Origin of the sequence: Streptomyces sp. NPDC016459, from assembly GCF_040632845.1 — a bacterium.
GTDB lineage: Bacteria > Actinomycetota > Actinomycetes > Streptomycetales > Streptomycetaceae > Streptomyces.
Window position 1 is genome coordinate 238454 of sequence record NZ_JBEYCR010000010.1, and the last position, 17788, is coordinate 256241.

The 17788-nt window shown below is 74.0% G+C and carries 12 protein-coding genes and 1 pseudogene; all 13 read left to right on the forward strand.

The window, feature by feature from the left end:
• Positions 1-6 precede the first annotated feature (6 nt).
• Entirely contained in the window at positions 7-843 is an 837-nt protein-coding gene (locus tag ABZ567_RS23965; protein WP_360793190.1) for an ABC transporter ATP-binding protein, read from the forward strand.
• 58 nt (positions 844-901) lie between these two features.
• Complete coding sequence (gene amiA / locus ABZ567_RS23970) at positions 902-1015, forward strand: streptamidine family RiPP (protein ID WP_359674646.1); 114 nt, start codon at positions 902-904, stop codon at positions 1013-1015.
• A gap of 90 nt (positions 1016-1105) precedes the next feature.
• Positions 1106-1951, forward strand: a pseudogene (locus ABZ567_RS23975) (hypothetical protein); the annotation flags it as partial.
• Between the two features lie 212 nt (positions 1952-2163).
• Positions 2164-3648: a CocE/NonD family hydrolase gene (locus ABZ567_RS23980; RefSeq protein ID WP_360793192.1), complete on the forward strand. Its 1485-nt coding sequence runs from the start codon at positions 2164-2166 to the stop codon at positions 3646-3648.
• Positions 3645-5024: a YcaO-like family protein gene (locus ABZ567_RS23985; protein ID WP_360793194.1), complete on the forward strand. Its 1380-nt coding sequence runs from the start codon at positions 3645-3647 to the stop codon at positions 5022-5024. The genes ABZ567_RS23980 and ABZ567_RS23985 overlap by 4 nt, the downstream gene beginning before the upstream one ends.
• 8 nt (positions 5025-5032) lie before the next feature.
• Positions 5033-6496, forward strand: a complete 1464-nt coding sequence (locus ABZ567_RS23990) for a nitroreductase family protein (RefSeq protein ID WP_360793196.1) — start codon at positions 5033-5035, stop codon at positions 6494-6496.
• The gene (locus ABZ567_RS23995; RefSeq protein WP_360793198.1) at positions 6493-8232 is read left to right on the forward strand and encodes an ATP-binding cassette domain-containing protein; all 1740 of its coding nucleotides are present in this window, start codon (positions 6493-6495) and stop codon (positions 8230-8232) included. Before ABZ567_RS23990 ends, ABZ567_RS23995 begins: the two co-directional genes overlap by 4 nt.
• The gene (locus ABZ567_RS24000) at positions 8229-10049 is read left to right on the forward strand and encodes an ABC transporter ATP-binding protein (protein WP_360793200.1); all 1821 of its coding nucleotides are present in this window, start codon (positions 8229-8231) and stop codon (positions 10047-10049) included. The genes ABZ567_RS23995 and ABZ567_RS24000 overlap by 4 nt, the downstream gene beginning before the upstream one ends.
• 248 nt (positions 10050-10297) lie before the next feature.
• The gene (locus ABZ567_RS24005; RefSeq protein ID WP_360793202.1) at positions 10298-10801 is read left to right on the forward strand and encodes a hypothetical protein; all 504 of its coding nucleotides are present in this window, start codon (positions 10298-10300) and stop codon (positions 10799-10801) included.
• The gene (locus ABZ567_RS24010; protein WP_360793204.1) at positions 10801-12201 is read left to right on the forward strand and encodes a hypothetical protein; all 1401 of its coding nucleotides are present in this window, start codon (positions 10801-10803) and stop codon (positions 12199-12201) included. The genes ABZ567_RS24005 and ABZ567_RS24010 overlap by 1 nt, the downstream gene beginning before the upstream one ends.
• On the forward strand, positions 12198-13613 hold the full coding sequence (locus ABZ567_RS24015) for a VWA domain-containing protein (protein WP_360793206.1): 1416 nt from the start codon (positions 12198-12200) through the stop codon (positions 13611-13613). Before ABZ567_RS24010 ends, ABZ567_RS24015 begins: the two co-directional genes overlap by 4 nt.
• 22 nt (positions 13614-13635) lie before the next feature.
• A complete protein-coding gene (locus ABZ567_RS24020; protein ID WP_360793208.1) occupies positions 13636-14757 on the forward strand; it encodes an AAA family ATPase in 1122 nt (373 codons plus the stop codon).
• Complete coding sequence (locus ABZ567_RS24025; RefSeq protein WP_360793210.1) at positions 14754-17714, forward strand: hypothetical protein; 2961 nt, start codon at positions 14754-14756, stop codon at positions 17712-17714. Before ABZ567_RS24020 ends, ABZ567_RS24025 begins: the two co-directional genes overlap by 4 nt.
• Positions 17715-17788 lie beyond the last annotated feature (74 nt).

The window sequence follows — 17788 nt, forward strand, 5'->3', positions numbered from 1 at the left end:
AAGAGCATGACCCTGACCCAGTCCGTGGGAGTTCACGTCGAGGGGGTCCACTTCGGCTACCCCGCACGACCCGTGCTGCGGGGCGTCGACATGACCGTACGGCCCGGTGAACTGACCGCCCTCATCGGTCTCAACGGCTGCGGCAAGTCGACCCTGCTGCGGCTCGTCGCCGGGCTGCTCCGGCCGGACCGGGGGCGGGTGCGGCTCGGTGGGGACGACCTCGCCGGGCTCTCCCGGCGCGCCACGGCCGCCAGGGTGGCGCTGCTGCACCAGTCCGCCCCAGCCGTACCGGGGATGACGGTCCGGCACCTGGTGCGTCAGGGGCGGTACGCGGCTCGGGGCCCGCTGGGCATGCTGCGCGAGGGCGACGATCCCGTCGTGCGCCGGGCGCTGCGCGACGTCGGTGTGGAGGAGTGGGCCGACCGGGACGTGGACGCGCTGTCCGGGGGTGAGCGGCAGCGGGTGCGGCTCGCGATGGCGCTCGCCCAGGACACCGGTGTGCTGCTGCTGGACGAGCCGACCACCTATCTGGACCTGCACCACCAGCTCGACGTGATGCGGACGGTGGTCCGCCTGCGCGAGGAGCGCGGGCTCACCGTGGTGATGGTGCTGCACGACCTGGCCCACGCCGCCCGGTTCGCCGAGCGCATCGTCGCGCTCCGCGACGGGCGCGTGGTGGCCGACGGCCCGCCGAAGGAGGTCGTCACGCCGGGGTTCCTCGCGGACGTGCTGAAGGTGGCCGGCCGGGTGGGCCGGGACCCCGAGGGCGGCTGGCCGGTGTGTTACCCAGATCACCCTCTCGCTGATCCAGAAGATCTAGAAAATGAAAATCGATTCCATTAGTGTCGGTCGTGAGGCGCTCAACCGAACGCCTCATCTCCCTTACGAACAAGGAGAGTTCATGGACAACGACCAGATCTTCGCCCCGATCGCCGACCCGGGTCAGCTGGCCCACGCCTCGGCCACCCACTCCAACGCCCTCGTCGAGAACCCCTTCGAGGACACCGAGGAGTAATCGAGGCCTCACCCCCTCGACCGTGGGCCCGCCCGTTGCCTTTCGGGCGGGCCCACGCCCATCCCCATCCCTGTCGTCAGGAGGATCGTCGTGTCCCGCACCCGGCTCGTACCCGGTGTCGAAGTCGTCGCCGTGCCAGGGCGAGGTCTCGCCGTCCGCACCACCGAAGGAGAGTTCCTCAGCGTCAGGACACGAGAAGCGGACGAGAGCGCCGTGCTCTCCCTGCTGTCCGGAACCGGTGACGCCGCCCTCGCGGACGACGAACTGCACCGGGTCGTGCGGGCCTTCGAGCAGGCCGGTTACCTGGCGGACGAGCCCCCGCTCCCGCAGTGGCCCGCCGCCCGGCGTGACATCCGGCTCCTCGGAGACCCCGCACTGACCCGACCGTTGGCCGCGCACCTGGCGGCCCTGGGCGCCGAGCCCCGGTCGACACCGGTCGTGACCGCTCCGGACACCTCACCGGTCGAGATCGGGGAACTGCTCGCCGGTGACCCCGCCGCCGTCGTGTGGTGTCTCGACGGCCCCGTACCCGACGGGCTGTGGGAGGCCGCCGACCGGCTGCCCGAACACGGGGTCGCCTGGCTGCGGTGCCACCGCGAGGGCTGGCAGGCGTACGTCGAACCCCTCGCCGCCGCTCCCGAAGACGTCACCTCGGCCCACGTCCGGGCCCGCCGACTCGCCGCCACCCCCGCCCACCACGAGCTGGCCGCCTACTGGACCGGACCGCGTACGTCCGGCGCACCGGCCCGGCTGACCACCCCCGCCGCCGCGCTGCTCGCGGCCCTGCTCGCCGACGACCTTCGCCGGTGGGCCACCGGGGCCCCCGACGCCCCGGCCGGACTCCCGGCCCGGCGCCGGCTCCGCCGTGTGGACCTGCGCAGACTGACCGTCACCGAACACCCCGTCCTGCCGGTGCCCGCCGTCGCGCCGGTGCCGTCGGCATCGATGCGGGGGGCTGCGGTGTCGAGGGCCGCGATGCCGACCGTGCCGGTGCCGGTGGCGAGGGCTGGGATGTCGGGGACTGCGATGCCGGTCCTACCGCGCCCGGACGCGCCGGCACCCGTCGCGCCGATTCCGGGCCCAGCGATGCCCGCCGCGCCGACTTCGGACGTACCGGTGCCCGTCGTACCGATCCCGAAGAAGGACGGATGAAGTCCTTCCGTACGGCCGTCGACGACCTCGCCACGGACGTCGGCCTTCCCGACGGACCCGGTCCCTTCCCCGCCGTCCTCATCCGCACCCCCTACGACCGTGCCCGGCACCTGGCCGAGGCGCGCGGCTGGGCCCGCCGGGGCTTCGCCGCCGTCGTCCAGGACGTGCGGGGCCGATTCGCTTCGCCGGGGGAGTGGCGCCCGTACGAGAACGAGGCCGCCGACGGGGCGCTGACCGCCCGATGGATCCGGCGGCAGCAATGGAGCGACGGCCGGTACGTCGCGGTCGGCGCCTCCTACGCCGCTCACTGCGCCCTCACCCTCGCCCTCGAAGCACACGGGGAGACAGAGGGCCTGCCGGACGCCGTGATCGCGGCCGTCCCCGCGCTCGGCGTCGCCGAGACGGCGCGCGAACCCTCCGGTGCGGAAAGGCTGCTGGCCCGCGCCGGGTGGTGGGCCGCCCACGGCGACCGGCCGGACTCCGACGGGACCGCGCTGGACAAGGCACTCGCCGCGGACCCCGGTCTGCTGACCCACCTGCCCCTCGCGGAGCTCCCCGAGCGACTTGGCCGCCAACTGCCCTCCTGGACGGGGCTTTGGAGGCACCGGGAACGCGGCCGGCTCATCTCGCGGGCCCCCCGGGCCGAGGTCCCCCTGCTCGCGGTCGGCGGCCACCACGACCACTTCACCGAGGACACCCACGCGCTCTGGCGCACCTGGGGCGGACCCTCTGCCCGCCTGCTGCTCGGCCCATGGGGGCACGGTCTCGTGGCGTCGCCAGGACCCGACGCCGGCCCCGCCCACCGGGTGAACCTCGGTGAGCTGTACGTGCGCTGGGCCCGCCGCGCCCTCGCCGGTGACCTCGCCCCCGGCCGCCACGGCGCCCTGGCGCTGGGCGGCGGTGACCTGTGGCTGCCCGCAGGCATCGACGGTGCATCGTTCACCCGGCGCCCGCGGCTGCTGCACGGCGCCGAGTTCACCGCCGACCCCGACCGCCCCGTCCGCTCCGACGACCTCACCGTGCCGACCGGCGGACTCCCCGACCGCTGCCTCCTGGCCACCCCGCCGCTGCCCCGCCCTGTCGATGCCGTCGGGCCCGTACGGCTACGGCTGCGGGCCACCGCCGACACCTCCTGCGCCGACTGGGTCGCCCGACTCGTCGCCCTCACCCCGGGAGGGACCGCCGAGCGGATCGCCGTCGGTGTCCTGCGGCGGGAAGGGCCGCACCAGCAGGGTGAGTTCACCGTCGAGCTCGGTCGGATCGCCCGTCGGCTGCGCGCCGGCACACGGCTGCGCGTCGAGATCGCCGGACACCATTTCCCGGCCCACGCGCGCAACCCCCACACCGGGGAGGACCCGGTCACGGTCCGACAGCTGCACGCCTCCCGACGAGCGGTCGACCCGGAGAGCGTGACCCTGCTCCTGCACACCCTCCCCTCCCGTCCCACCTCCACCGATCCCGCCAAGGAGATCCTTCGATGACGGCGCTGCCGCTGGAAGTACTCGTCGACCCCGTCTGCGGCATCGTCCGCACGGTCAAGCCCGTCGAGCACCCTGCCGGTGCCCCACCCCGCTACACCGCCCTCACCGCCGAGATATCCGACGCCCGCAGACTCGGCCTGTGGCCGGCCGACCGGGTCTCCCTCGGCACCACCTTCGGCGACCCCGAGCAGGCCCGTATCGCCGCGATAGCCGAGGGCGTGGAGCGGTACTGCGGCAATCGCGTGCCGCCGCCCGGCCACCCCGACGCCCCCCTGCGCGCCACCGCCGCCGAGCTGGCGGAGAAGGGCCTGCGGCTCTACGGCCCCGACGACCTGCCCACGTACGCGCCCTGGCAGTACGCCAGGGAGAAGTTCCCGTACCGCCGCCTCGCCGCCGACACCCCGTCCCTGTGGACGCGCGGCACCGAGCTGCTGACCGACGGCCACGCGACGGAGGTCTGGGCCCCCGTCGCCCTCACCCACCTCAACTGGCGCCAGGGCGACCTGCGCGAGCTGCCCCGCACCCACCACCTCAACTACGCGGGCATCGCCACCGGGCAGGGCCTCGACGACGCCGTCGAACGCGGCCTGCTGGAGATCGTCGAACGCGACGCCCTGGAACTGTGGTGGCACCTCGACGGACCCACCCGCGGGATCGACCCGACCAGCGTGCCCGGCCTCATGGACGATCTCGCGGGATCCGCACTCGACGTCCATCTCGTCGAGATGCCGTCCGAGTTCGCCCCGTGCATGGCAGCACTCGTCCACGACCAGCGACTCGGCCTGTACGCGGCCGGCTTCGCGTGCAAGTACGACCCCGCCGAAGCCGCCCGCAAGGCGGTCCTCGAAGCCGTCCACACCTGGGTCTTCACCCAGGGCCTGACGGGCTCCGACGGCTGGGTCTTCCAGGCCGTCGAGGCCGGCCTGCTCGCCCCCGGGCTCTACCTGGACCACCGCGCCGACGGCCGATATCTCGACGCGTGCGGCGAGCAGTTCGAGCACGTGCGGGACCTGGGGGCGCACGTGCAGGTGTGGCTCGACGGACGGATGGCGGCCGAGGCCCGGCGCTTCACCGAACCCGCCCACGGGACCGTGTCCGTCGACCAGGTCGACCCCGGCAGCCGGGAGCGCCTGGAGAGCGCGCTGCACGCCGGCGGCCACCGGATCATGACGTTCGACCTGACCACCGAGGACGTGGCCGAAACGTCCCTGCGGGTGGCCAGGGTCCTCGTCTCCGGACTCCTCCCCAATGCCCCCGCCGCCTTCGCCTACTTCGGCTGCCCACGGTTCGCCGAAGCAGGCACCCGACGAGGCTGGCGCACGACGGCGCCGGGCGCCCCCGAGGACTTCACCCTGGCGCCCCCGCCGCACATGTGAGGACCACTGTGGATCACCTCGACGTGGAGCGCCCGAGGGACGTGGAGTACCTGACGGACGTGGAGCACCCGATGGACGTGGATCGTCCGATGGACCTGGAGCACCTCGACGCCGGTCACCTGACGGACGTGGAGCACCCGAGGGGCGTTGAACACCTCGACGCGAACCGCCCCCCGGACCTCGCCACCGCTCTCGCCCGCGCCCGCTCCCCGCGGCTTCCCGGTCCCGACACACCCGCCGGGGCGCCCGTACCGGCCTGGCCGGGTCCGCCCTTCCCACTCACGGAAGGCGGTCCGGCGGACCGCCTTCCGGGGACCCTGCTGCGCCTCTCCCTGGCGGCCTCGGACAGCACCGGCCGACTGCGGCCCGCGTCCTCCGCGGGGGCGCTGCACCCGGTGGACACCGTGCTCGTCGTGGGCGCCGGTTGTACCCTGCCGCCCGGCCGCTACGGTTACGACCCGCTGCGCCACCGTGTCCACCACCTCGGCAGGCAGCCCGACGGTACGCCGCCCGGCGTGACCGTCGAACTCTCCGTCACCGCGCGGCGCACGGTGTCCCACTACGGTCACCGCGCCTGGCCGCTGCTCCTGCTCGACACCGGGCACGCCGCCGCGGCCCTGTTCCTCGCGGCACGTGCGCTGGGCGTGGACGAGTCCGAACTACGACTGGATGGGCTCGACGCACGCGGTGGGCTCGACGGACCGGACGAATCCGACGCACCCGACGCACGCGGTGGGCTCGACAGACCGGACGGATCCGACGCACCCGACGCACGCGGCGGGCTCGGCGCACCCCACGCACCCCACGCACCCCACGGACCCACCACGACCCACGCACCCGACGGACCCCACGGCTTCCAGAGCCCCTCCCCGACCCCCCTCGCCGCCCTGCACATCCCCCCGCCGCTTCACCGGCCCGACGGCCCACCGGGCTTCCGGCCGCCGAGGGACGCGCCCACCCCTGAGGAGCTGCTGGCCCGCCGCAGCGCCCCGCCGCCGTTGCCGGGGGCCCCGGACCCGGACGCGCTGCGGGCCGTCCTCGCCACCGCCGCACGGGCGGGCGGCCCCGATCTGCGGTGGTGCGTCGCCGTCGGATCGCCACGGCCCGGCCTGGTGGAGCTGGCCGCCGACGGTGCAACGCTACGACGGATCGCCGCGGGGGAGGCGCGCCCGACGCTCGCGGTCTGGGCCGCGCGTCAGGCCTGGATCGCGGACGCGGGTGCCGTCCTGCTCGCCCGTGGCTGTCCAACGGACGCCGACGAGGCGCACATCCGCCGCGCCCACCTGCGGGCCGGATTCGCCGTCCACCTCGCCCACCTCACCGCCCGGCGCCACGGCCTCGCCGCCCGACCCGTGGGCTCCTGGCAGCAGGCGGACCTGGGCGCCGCGCTCGGCGCCCCGCCCGGCCGGGACTGGATCGTCCACGGACTGGCCCTCGGCACCCTCCACGCCGACGAGGAGAACACCACATGATCGTCCACCCCGAACTGCGCCGCGCCGCCCGACGCGCACGGCGCCCCCTGCTCGCCGCCACCCTCCTGCAAGGTGCCGTCACCCTCACCCACCTGACGCAGGCGACCCTGCTGGCCCTCGCCCTCGCCCAGCTGGCCCGCGGCGAGGCGGGACGGCTTCCCTGGCTGCTCACCGCGGTACTCGCCGTCGTCGCCGCCCGCGCCGGACTCGGCACCTGGCAGCGGCGCACCGCCACGCGCGCCGGGGCCGAGGTCAGAGTGGAGCTGCGGGACGAACTCCTCGCCCACCTGGGACGCCTGGGCCCCGCACACATGACCACCGCGCGCGCCGGAGCCGTCCGCACGACACTCGTGGACGGCGTGGAGGGCGTCGACGCCTACGTCTCCCGCTATCTGCCCCAACTCCTGATCACCCTGACCGTGCCGCCCCTGGTGCTCGCGGCCCTCGCCGTGGTGGAACCGGCGGCGCTGCTCGGCCTCGTCCCCGCCCTGCTGCTCGCCCTCTGCGGCCCCCGAGCCTGGGACCGTCTCCTCGCGGCCCGGGGCAAGGAGCACTGGGACACGTACGAAGGTCTGGGCGCCGACTACCTGGAAGCCCTGCAGGGCATGCCCGCGTTGCGGGCCGCCGGCGCGGTCGGCCGTACCCGCGCACGCCTGGAGAGGCGTTCGGCGGCGCTGCACCGGGCGACCGTCGCCAAGCTCCGCGTCTCCCTGGTCGACACCGGCATCACCGACCTCGCCATCCAGGGCGGCACCGCCGCCGCCGCGCTCCTCGCCTGCTGGTCGGCCGTGACCGGATCCACCACGGCGACCGGGACCTACCTCGTGCTGCTCCTGGCCTCCGAATGCTTCCGGCCGGTCCGCGACCTCGCCCGCGAGTGGCACGCCGGATACCTCGGAGTGTCGGCCGCGGACGGCATCCGGGCACTGCGGACCGCCGAACCCGCCGTCCGAGACACCGGAACGGCCCCCGTGCGACGGTCCGCGCCCCCGGAACTCCGTTTCGAGGAGGTCCACTTCACCTACGAGGGGGCATCGGCGGCAGCCCTCCGCGGCGTCTCCTTCACCGCACCGGCAGGACGGACCACGGCGATCGTCGGCCCGTCCGGCGCGGGCAAGTCCACCCTCGTCGCGCTGCTCCTGCGCCACCACGACCCGGACGGGGGTCGCATCACCCTCGACGGGCGCGGTACCACCCGGTACTCCCTCGACGCGCTGCGGCACGGCGTCGCCGTGGTGTCGCAGGACACGTACCTCTTCCATGCCACCGTCGCCGACAACCTCCGCATGGCGCGTCCGGACGCCACGGACGACGATCTGGCAGGGGCGGCCCGCGTCGCGGGGATCCACGACGAGATCGCCGCCCTGCCCGACGGCTACGCCACCGTCCTCGGAGAGCGCGGCGCCACCCTGTCCGGCGGACAACGACAGCGACTCGCCCTCGCCAGAGCCCTGCTCGCGGACGCCCAGGTGCTCGTCCTCGACGAGGCGACGAGCTCCGTCGACGAACGCCGAGAGGCGTACATCGTCCGCGAGCTGACGGCCGCCGTCGGCGACCGCACCGTCCTGGTGATCGCCCACCGGCTCGCCGCCGTCCGGCACGCCGACCACATCGTCGTCCTCGACGCGGGACGGGTGGACGCCGTCGGCGACCACGACAGCCTGGTCGAGGCGGGCGGCGTCTACGCGCGCCTCCTCGAGGCCGGCCGTACCCACCGAGGAGAACTCGCCGCATGAGCAACACCGTCGACAGCCACACCCCCGCCACGGACGCCGTGGTGACCGTGCCGTCGCCCGTGTCCGTCGCCGCCCCCGCCGACGCCGTCGACACGGACCTACCCGAACGGGGCTCACTGCGCGCACTGCTCCCCGCCCTCGCCGGGCACCGTGCCATGACGGCCCGCACCTGCGCCGCCGCGCTCCTCGAACAGGGCTCCCTCGTCACGCTGGTCACGCTCGCGGCGCACACTGTGGGAACGGCCGTCATCGAAGGAAGAGCCCCGACACCCGGCACCGTCACCGCGCTGATCGCCCTGGTCCTCGTACGGGCCCTGACGACCTGGCGCGAGATGGACCTCTCGCACGACCTGGCCTACCGGGTTCTCGCCGCGCTCCGCGTACGCGTCTTCGACGGGCTCGCGCGCAGCGCACCCGCCCGTGTCGCGGGGCGGCGCAGCGGAGACCTCGCCGCCACCGCCATGGCCGACGTGGAGGCCCTGGAGTTCTTCTACGCCCACACCACCGCCCAACTCCTGGCAGCGGGAACGGTCTTCACCGGCGGCACGGTCATCCTCGCCGCGGTGGAGCCATGGCTCCTGGCCGCCGTACTGCCGGTCGCGGCGCTGCTCACCGCGGCCCCCTTCGCCGAGGCCCGCGGGCGGACGGCACGCGGCGCCCGCACCCGTACGGCCGTCGCGCAGCTGTCGGCGGACACTGTGGAGATCGTCGACGGACTGCGTGAGCTGGTCGCCTTCGGCGCCCTCACCGGACGACGCCACCGGCTGGCGGCACGCGGACGGCAGGTGGGCGACGCCCAGCGTGCCGAAGCCACCTGGGAAGCGGCCGTCGCCGCGGTCCGCGATCTCCTCATCGTGGTGGCGGTCCTCGGCGTCGTCGCCGCCGCGGCACAGTCCGTGACCTCGGGGCGGCTGCACGGCGCGTGGGCCCCGGCGGCGATGGCGCTCGCCCTGGCCGTCCTCGGCCCCGTCGCGGAGTCCGCTCGGTCCCTGAGCCAGGCCGTGGCGCTGCGCGCCGCCGCCTCCCGCGTCGGCGCGGCCGTCAAGGCCCCCGCCCTCGCCCCGCCCCCCGCCGAGCCCCGCCCCCTGCCCGCGGGTCCGCTGGGTGTCCGCCTGCACCAGGTGAGCTTCGACTACGGTGGCGGTCCCGTCCTCGACGGCGTCGAGCTGACTGTACCCGCAGGTCAGACGCTGGCTCTCGTCGGCGCATCGGGCGCCGGCAAGTCCACCTGCGCCCACCTCCTGGCCCGTTTCTGGGACCCCTCCGAAGGGCAGGTCCAGCTGATACCCGCCGACGGGACCCCCCTCGACATACGCGAGGTGAGCGACGCCGAACTCCGGCGCGCCGTCGCACTGGTGGGCCAGGAGACGCCCCTCTTCCACGGCACCCTCGCCGAGAACCTGCGGCTCGCCGCCCCTGACGCCGACGACGACCTCCTCGCCGAGACTGCCCGCCGATGCGGAGTCGACCGGATCGCCCCGCTCGACACCGTGGTCGGCGAGCGCGGTGCCACCCTCTCCGGAGGCCAGCGGGCCCGGATCGCCCTCGCCCGCGCACTCCTGGCGCAGCCCAGAGTCCTCATACTGGACGAGTCCACCGCCCACCTGGACAACGCGAGCGACGCCCGACTCGCGTCCGTACTCCGCCAGGAGGACCGCACCACCGTCGTCATCGCCCACCGCCGCGCCACCATCCGCAGGGCCGACCGCATCGCTGTCCTCGAAGCGGGACGCATCACGGAGGAAGGCACCTGGGAGGAGCTCACCGGGCGACCCGACAGCGCACTCAACCGGAGCCTCGCCCAGATCCCCTCCTGAGCGCGCGGTGGTGCGACGCGGGGCGAGGCGGGTGCGTTCGGGCTGGAGCCCTGGAGCCCTGGAGCCCTGGAGCCCTGGAGCCCTGGAGCCCTGGAGCCCTGGAGCCGAGGAGCCCAGGAGCCCTGGAGCCCAGGGTCCCGGTCGGCTCTCGCCGGGCGCCGGCGGCGTTGTCAGTGGGCGGCGATAGGTTCGATCTTGTTCCGCCACGACGGCGAGAACATCCCTTCGACGTGCATGGGAGAGGTACGTTGCCGGTCTGGGAGAGGTCGAGTACGGCGCGGGTGGTGCCGCCCGCGCGACCGCGGAAACTCGCCAAGGTGCCGTTCGTCGAGTTGGCCGACGGACGACTGCAGGGCGTCGTGTCCAGTGGATCCGACGCAGGACGCGTGTACGTGTCCTCGATCGCGACCGCGACGTTCACGTTCGCGTGCAGCACCAACAACAACCGCCCCTGCGGCGGTGCGCGCGGCGCCTTCTGCAACCACATCCGCGCCCTGGTCGGGGAGGCGGTCCTGCAGTACGGGGCCGAGCGCGTCGCCCGGTACCTGAAGGCCGACACCCCGGACGGCGAGCCCGACGCGCAGAAGCTCGTCTCGGTGATGACCGCCACCCGCCCCGAGCAGGGCGACACCTCGGCGGCCGCCCCGGTGTTCAGCCGGTTCCTCCGGCACCTCGCCTATCTCGAACTGGAGCCGACCACCGCGCCGCTGCCCGAGATGCAGTGGTTCCCCCCGACGAGGACGGTCGCCTGATGCGTACGGATCTGCTCACCGACCCCGTGGACGGGCTCGACGAGGCGCTCGACGCCGTCGACGCCTTCGACCGGGCGCTCGTCGCCGGACTGCTCCGACCGCAGCCCGCCCAGGCCGCCGGACTCGCCGCGCTCGCGGCCGCCGTCGCCGGATCGCCGCTCGCCTGCCTGGTCGCCGAGGCCGCCGACAAGGCCGCCGCGGGCGCCGCCGGCGAGGACCACCTCGTCGCGCTCACCGCCGCCCGCACCGCCCTCATGGGCGCCGTGCACGACGCACTCACGGACCGCGTCGCGGACGTCACCGGCCGGCCGCGCGCCGAGCGGAGCGCCCCCGACCCCGGCACCACCGACGCCGGCCCCGCTGCGAACGTGCTCGCCGCCGCCCGCGCCTGGCTCGGCGACCTCGCCCGCGCGGGCTGGCAGGGCATCGACCACGAACTGGTCGCCGGAGCCGCCCCCGTGGTCTCCGCCATGCTGCCGGACATCCACCTGCGCCGTCTGGCGACCCTGCTCGACGGCTTCGCGGCCGAACTCGCCGCCTCCTGCCCCGGCGCCACCCTGGATCGCGTCCCGGAGCGCCGCTGGGCCGACCTGTGGACCCGCGCGCTGCTCCTGACCCTGCCCGGCGCGGCCCCCGCACCCGCCCCGTCCCCCGTGACCGGTCGCCTGCTGCCGCTCGGCGTGGACGTACAGGAGCACGCGACCGCCGTGCAGGCCCAGGTCCACGCCGTGTTCGAACCCTCCGACGGGACCCCGTCGCGTCTCGTGCGGGCGGCGGTGTCCGCACCCAAGCCCGACACCGTCGTCGGTGCCGGCCTGTGGCAGCTCCTGCGACCGCGGATGTCCCTGCTCGGTGCCGCGGGGGAGGGGCGCGCCATGGAGCTCGACGCCATGCCCGTCACCGCCGAGGGCGACCTCGTCTGGGACGACGCGCGGGCCCGCACCGGCGAGCCGGCCGACCCCTTCGCCACCGCCCGGGTCGTCCTGTCCGCCGCCACCGACCCGGTGACCGCGCCGCTGGACCGCCACCCGGCCCGGATCGCCGTCCCCGTACTCCTGGAGGGGTACGCGGCGGGGCACGAGGACGACGGGACGCTCACGTTCACCGTCGCCGGGCACCGGCTGGCCGTCGACACCGACCGCGTCCCCGCCGCCGGTCCGCTCACCCCGGAGGCGGTCACCGCCTCCGGCGCGTGCCTGGGTCTGCTGCGGTGGGACGCGGGGGAGTTCGTCCTCCAGCCGCTCGCCGTCGAGACGACGGTCCGGAAGAAGACCGTCGCCGTCCACGCGGGCGCGTGGGCCGGAGGCACCACCGACAAGCTCGGCGTACGGGCCGAGAAGGCGGCCACGGACTCCGTCACCGTCCTGCGGGAACGAGCCGGAAAGCTGCTGCGCGCATGACGGACACCACGCCCTCGGCAGATCCCGCCGACGCCCCGACCACCGTTCCCACGGCCCCCTCCCGCCCCGACACCCCGCCCCCGGGTGTCCCCGACGCCGAGGACAACCGTCGACAGGTCCTCTACTGGCGACTGCTCGCCAGGCTCTTCGACCCCGAGGAGCAGGCCGCACTCGAAGCGGCGAGCCTCGCCGTCGTCGAGGACATCGGTCTGCCGTCGGCCCTCCTCGACCCGGGCGCGTCCGTCGAGTCCGTCGTCCAGCGCCATCCGGAGCTGGCCGACGAGTTCGACGGGCTGATGATTCCGGAGCCCGACCCGGACGGCGCGCGTGACCGGGCGGCGGAGGTACGGCGTGCCGCGCTCGCGTCGAAACTGCTGCTCAACGTCTTCGCCACCGGATCGGGAACGGTCTCGGCCGGGCAGCTCGCCCGCTGGCAGTCCGACGCGGGTTGGCTGGAGCGGGCGCACGGCTGCCCGCCCGGGGGGCTGCGCGGCGGCCAGGGCGGCGGAGCAGCGGCCGGCGGCCTCGGATCCGAACTCGGCGCCGTCGAAGCCGAACTCGTCCGCCGCATGCACCTGCGCGAGGTGCTGGCCGACCCCGTGCTTGCCGCCCGGCTCACCCCCAGCATGTCGCTGATCGAACAACTGCTGCGCGACAAGGGCAACCTGTCAGGGATCGCCCTGGCCAACGCCAAGTCCCTCATCCGGCGCTACGTCGACGAGGTCGCCCAGGTGCTCCGCACCCAGGTGGAGAAGGCCACCGTCGGGGAGCTCGACCGCTCGGTCCCGCCCAAGCGCGTCTTCCGCAACCTGGACCTCGACCGCACCATCTGGAAGAACCTCACCAACTGGAGCCCGGAGGAGGAGCGGCTCTACGTCGACCGCCTCTACTACCGGCACACCGTCCGCCGGACCACACCCCAGCGGCTCATCGTCGTCGTGGACCAGTCCGGCTCCATGGTCGACTCGATGGTCAACTGCACCATCCTCGCCTCGATCTTCGCCGGGCTGCCGAAGGTGGACGTCCACCTCATCGCGTACGACACCCGCGCCATCGACCTCACGCCATGGGTGCACGACCCGTTCGACGTGCTCCTGCGCACCAACCTCGGCGGCGGCAACGACGGACCGGTCGCGATGGCGATGGCCCGGCCGAAGATCGCCGAACCCAGGAACACCGCGATGGTGTGGATCTCCGACTTCTACGAGTTCGACCGCTCGCAGCCCCTGTTCGAGGGCATCGAGGCGGTCCACCGGTCCGGGGTCCGCTTCATCCCCGTCGGGTCGGTGACCAGCTCCGGACGGCAGGAGGTCAACCCCTGGTTCCGGGAGCGGTTCAAGGCGCTCGGCACCCCGGTGATCTCCGGCCACATCGACAGACTCGTGCACGAACTCAAGACCTTCCTCACCTGAGACGCCCAGAAAGGCCCTTCTCATGTCCGACCTGCTCCGCGCTCCCGCCGAGATCAAGTACGCCGAGGAACTCGACTGGCTCGAGTCGATCGACGACAGCCCCAAGCCGTTCTCCTGGCGCCTCTCCCCGAAGATGGTCCGCCTGTTCGTCCTCGGCTCCGAGCGCGCCGACGGCCTGGACCGGGAGGTGTCGCAGAAGTGGTTCGGCGACCGCAGCTTCGTCGAGCGCTCCATCGTCACCCTCGCCTCCGACCGCGGTCTGCTCCTCATCGGAGACCCCGGCACCGGCAAGAGCTGGCTCGCCGAACTCCTCTCGGCCGCGATCAGCCGCAACTCCACCCAGGTGGTCCAGGGCACCGCGGGCACCACCGAGGACCACATCAAGTACTCCTGGAACGTGTCCATGGTCATCGCCAAGGGCCAGTCCCGCGAGTCGATGATCCCCTCACCGATCATGACCGCCATGGAGACCGGCACCATCGGCCGCTTCGAGGAGCTCACCCGCTCCACCAGCGACGTCCAGGACGCGCTCATCTCGATCCTCTCCGAGAAGTACATCTCGGTCCCCGAACTCGACGGCGCCGACGGCGAGAACATCGTATTCGCCAAGCCCGGCTTCTCGGTCATCGCCACCGCCAACAGCCGTGACCGGGGCGTCAACGACCTGTCCTCCGCGCTCAAGCGCCGGTTCAACTTCGTCCGCATCCCCATCGTCACGAACAAGAAGAGCGAGGCGGAGATCGTCCGCTTCCGCACCGAGGAGCTGCTGCGCCGGCACGCCATCGAGCTGGACGTGCCGCCCACCCTCCTCGACGTCCTCCTCCAGAGCTTCGCCGACCTGCGGGCCTCCGCCGCCGCGGCCGGCAGCGACGACGAGAAGCTGGAGTCCGCCCTCTCCACCGCCGAGCAGATCGGCGTACTGGAGGACGCCGTCCTGCACAGCGACTTCTTCGGCGAACGCACCCTGACCGCCCGCGCCCTCGCCTCCTCGCTGATCGGCACCCTCGCCCGCCGCGAGCCCGAGGACCTGGCCATCCTCAACAAGTACCTGCACGGCGTCGTCGAGCCGCGCGGCAAGGAGGAGGGCGGCTCCTGGCCCGAGTTCCTGGAGGGCGGCCGCGAAGCGATCGCCAAGCTGTCATGACCGGCACCCCCGACACGACGGCCGCGCCCGGCACCCCCGACACGACGGCCGCGCCCGGCACCCCCGGGACCACGGCGGCGGGGGCCACGTTCACCGCGCTGCGCGGGCAACTCCACGATGCGGCGGCCGAGTTCGCCGACGGCCAGGACGCCCTGGAGGGAATCCTCCTCGGCATGGTCGACGACGTCGACCGCGCAGTCGGCGAACCCCTGGAGATCTTCCCCGTCTGCCACCACTCGCCCGCCTCCGCCCTCGCCATGGCCCGCCGGCTGCGCGAGAAGCAGCCCAAGGTGGTGTACCTGGAACTCTGCGAGGACATGACGCCGCTCCTCACCGAGCTGCGCAACTGCCGGCTGCCCGTCGCGGTGCAGGCCTTCGCGAGCGAGATCGACGGCTTCCCGCCCGACTGGGCCCCGCTGTCCGTCGTCGCACCCGTCACCGAGGCCTCCGCCGAGTACCAGGCCATCGCCTACGCCCTCGACACGCCCGGCGTCGAACTCGTCCTCGTCGACCGCTCCTCCGACCACGTCTTCCAGTGGGACGCCCGGCACGACCAGACCGAGCGGGCCACCGGGGACACGGACGCACTCCACGGTGAGGCCGTCGGCGTCGAGATCGGTGACCTGCGGCCCCGGTTCGCCGAACTGGAGGAGCACCTGCTGCGCCACGGCAAGGTGCGGCACTGGTCGGAGTGGTGGCACCAGTACGTCGAGGTCCCGCTCGGCGACAGCGACCACGACACCTACCGCCAGGTCATGTTCCTCATCGGCAGCCTGTTCCGGCGACTCGCCCCCGGCCGGGGCGATCGGGTGCGCGTCGACGAGGACCGCGAGCGCTACATGTGGACCCGGATGCGCGAGCACCTGGCCGCCACCGGCACCGATCCGGCCGACTGCCTCTACGTGTGCGGCGCCTTCCACGCGGCTAGCCGTGTCGAGGAGTTCGGCGTGCACGGCACCGGAGACTTCACCATCTCCCCGCGCACCGCCACGACCTGGCAGTACGGCCTGATCCCGTCCAGCCACACGGCGATCGAGGCACAGTTCGGCCTCGCCCCCGGTTCCGTGTCCATCGCCGCGACCCAGTGGGCGAAGAACCTCAGGCGCACCCGGATCGAGCCGTACCGGCTGGCCGGGCAGGCCGGCACGAAGAAGCCGCGCGCGACGAAGGCGGCGACGAAGACGGCGGCGAAGGCCGCCGCGCCCGCGCCCGTGCGTACGGAGGACCGGCTCTCGGGCTTCCTCCAGCAGCCCCCCACCCTGCACACACTCGACGAGGCCGAACTGCTCGGCTGGTCCGTGGACATCGTCCGCGCCGCCCGCCGCAGTGGCTACCTCGCCTCCACCGCCGACGCGATCGCCGTCTTCGAGACGTCGATCCTGCTCGCCGCCATGCGCGACCGGGCCAAGCCCACGCCGTACGACTTCCAGGACGCGGCGGTCACCTGCATCGAGAAGGACACCGTCCCCGGCCGTAGGGACGTGCGCCGGCTCGTCGAGATCATGATGGGCGGCGACCGGATCGGCCAGGTCGGCTACGAGGCCCTGCCGCCGCTCGCCCGCGACGTGCACGACCGGCTGGCACCGCTCGCACTCGACCTCCAGCAGCGCGGCGTACGGCGAGCCCTCCTCGACATGGCGTCCCGCCCCGAGCTGCGGGCCTGCTCGGACGTCCTGTGGATGCTCCGTCGCCTGCTTCCCCCCGGAGCCGCACGCACGGTGATGGGAGAGCGGCGGCTCGGCGAGCGGTCGATCCAGGAATCATGGGACCTGTCCCTCGGCACCCACCAGCGGGCCCTCATCGAACTCGGCTACGAGGGCGTGAGCCTGGAGCAGGTACTGGAGCAGCGCCTGCGCCGCACCGCGTACGGGGACCGGGCCACGACGGCGGAGGTCCTCGCGGCGGTCGAGGACGCCACCCTGTACCTCGGCGGCAGACGCCTCGCCGACGAGCTCGGCACCCGCGCCCTCGACGTCCTGGCGGGCGAGCGCACCGTGGACGGGGCGCCGGAGGTGCTGCGCCGGGTGCGCGGACTCCTCGCCTACTACCGCACCAGCGAACCGGTGCTGCCGCCGTGGATCGAGTCCTTCGTCCGAACCGGTTACGCCCACTACTGCACGCTGCTCCCGTCGGCGTTCCGCGACGAGGACGCCACCGTGGGGCAGGTGGCGGCGATGCTCGGCTTCCTCTTCAGCATGGAGAGCCTGGCCCTGTCGCTTGGCTGCGACCGGACGCAGCTGGAACTCGCGGTGGCGCAGTCGCACCCGGGGGACCCGGCGAAGACGGCGCTGCTGTGGGCCGCGCAGGTCCAGCTCGGCACCCTGTCCCGCGGCGAGCTGCGCGCCCGCTGCGACGAACTCCTCGCCAACCCCCTGGTGGTGCCCTCCTACCCGCGTTACCTCAGCGGGTTCGTGCACGCCCTCGAGCCGGTACCGGGGCTCGCGGACGTGGTCGTGGAGGCCGTGTCGAACGCCTTCGGGCGGCTGCCCGACGCCGTCCTGCTGCCCTGGCTGCCGAACCTCATCACCACCCTGCGGTCGAACGCCGCGGAGCTGGCCCCGCTGCTGATCCGCGAGGCGGGCCGGATCTTCCCGGGGCGCCTCGCGGCCCTGGACACCTGGGTCCCGCCGTGGCGCGCCCTGCCGGAGCCCCAGCGCGTCCGGCCGGCCGCCGTGCCGCGCGGTGCGGCACTGCTCCCGGCGCACCCGGAGACGTGCGACGCCCTGGCGCGGCTCCTCGGCCGTACGGAGACCTGGGCCCCGGCGGACGGGGCGGTCGCCGGACCTGCCGGTGCGGCGCTGCTGTTCGCCCACCGGGCCACGAGTGACGCGGTGGCGGACCTCCTCGGTGGCGGCGAGCCCTGGGCGCCGGAAGCCGCCGAAGTCCGCTCCCCGGCCCTGACGGCCCGCCACCCGGCCACGGCTCACGCGGTGGCGGCGCTCCTCACGACCCCGTGAACCGGCCCCGGGCCGGCCACCGGGCCCCGGGCCACCATCGACGACGGACGCCGACTGGTGAGTGAACTCCACGC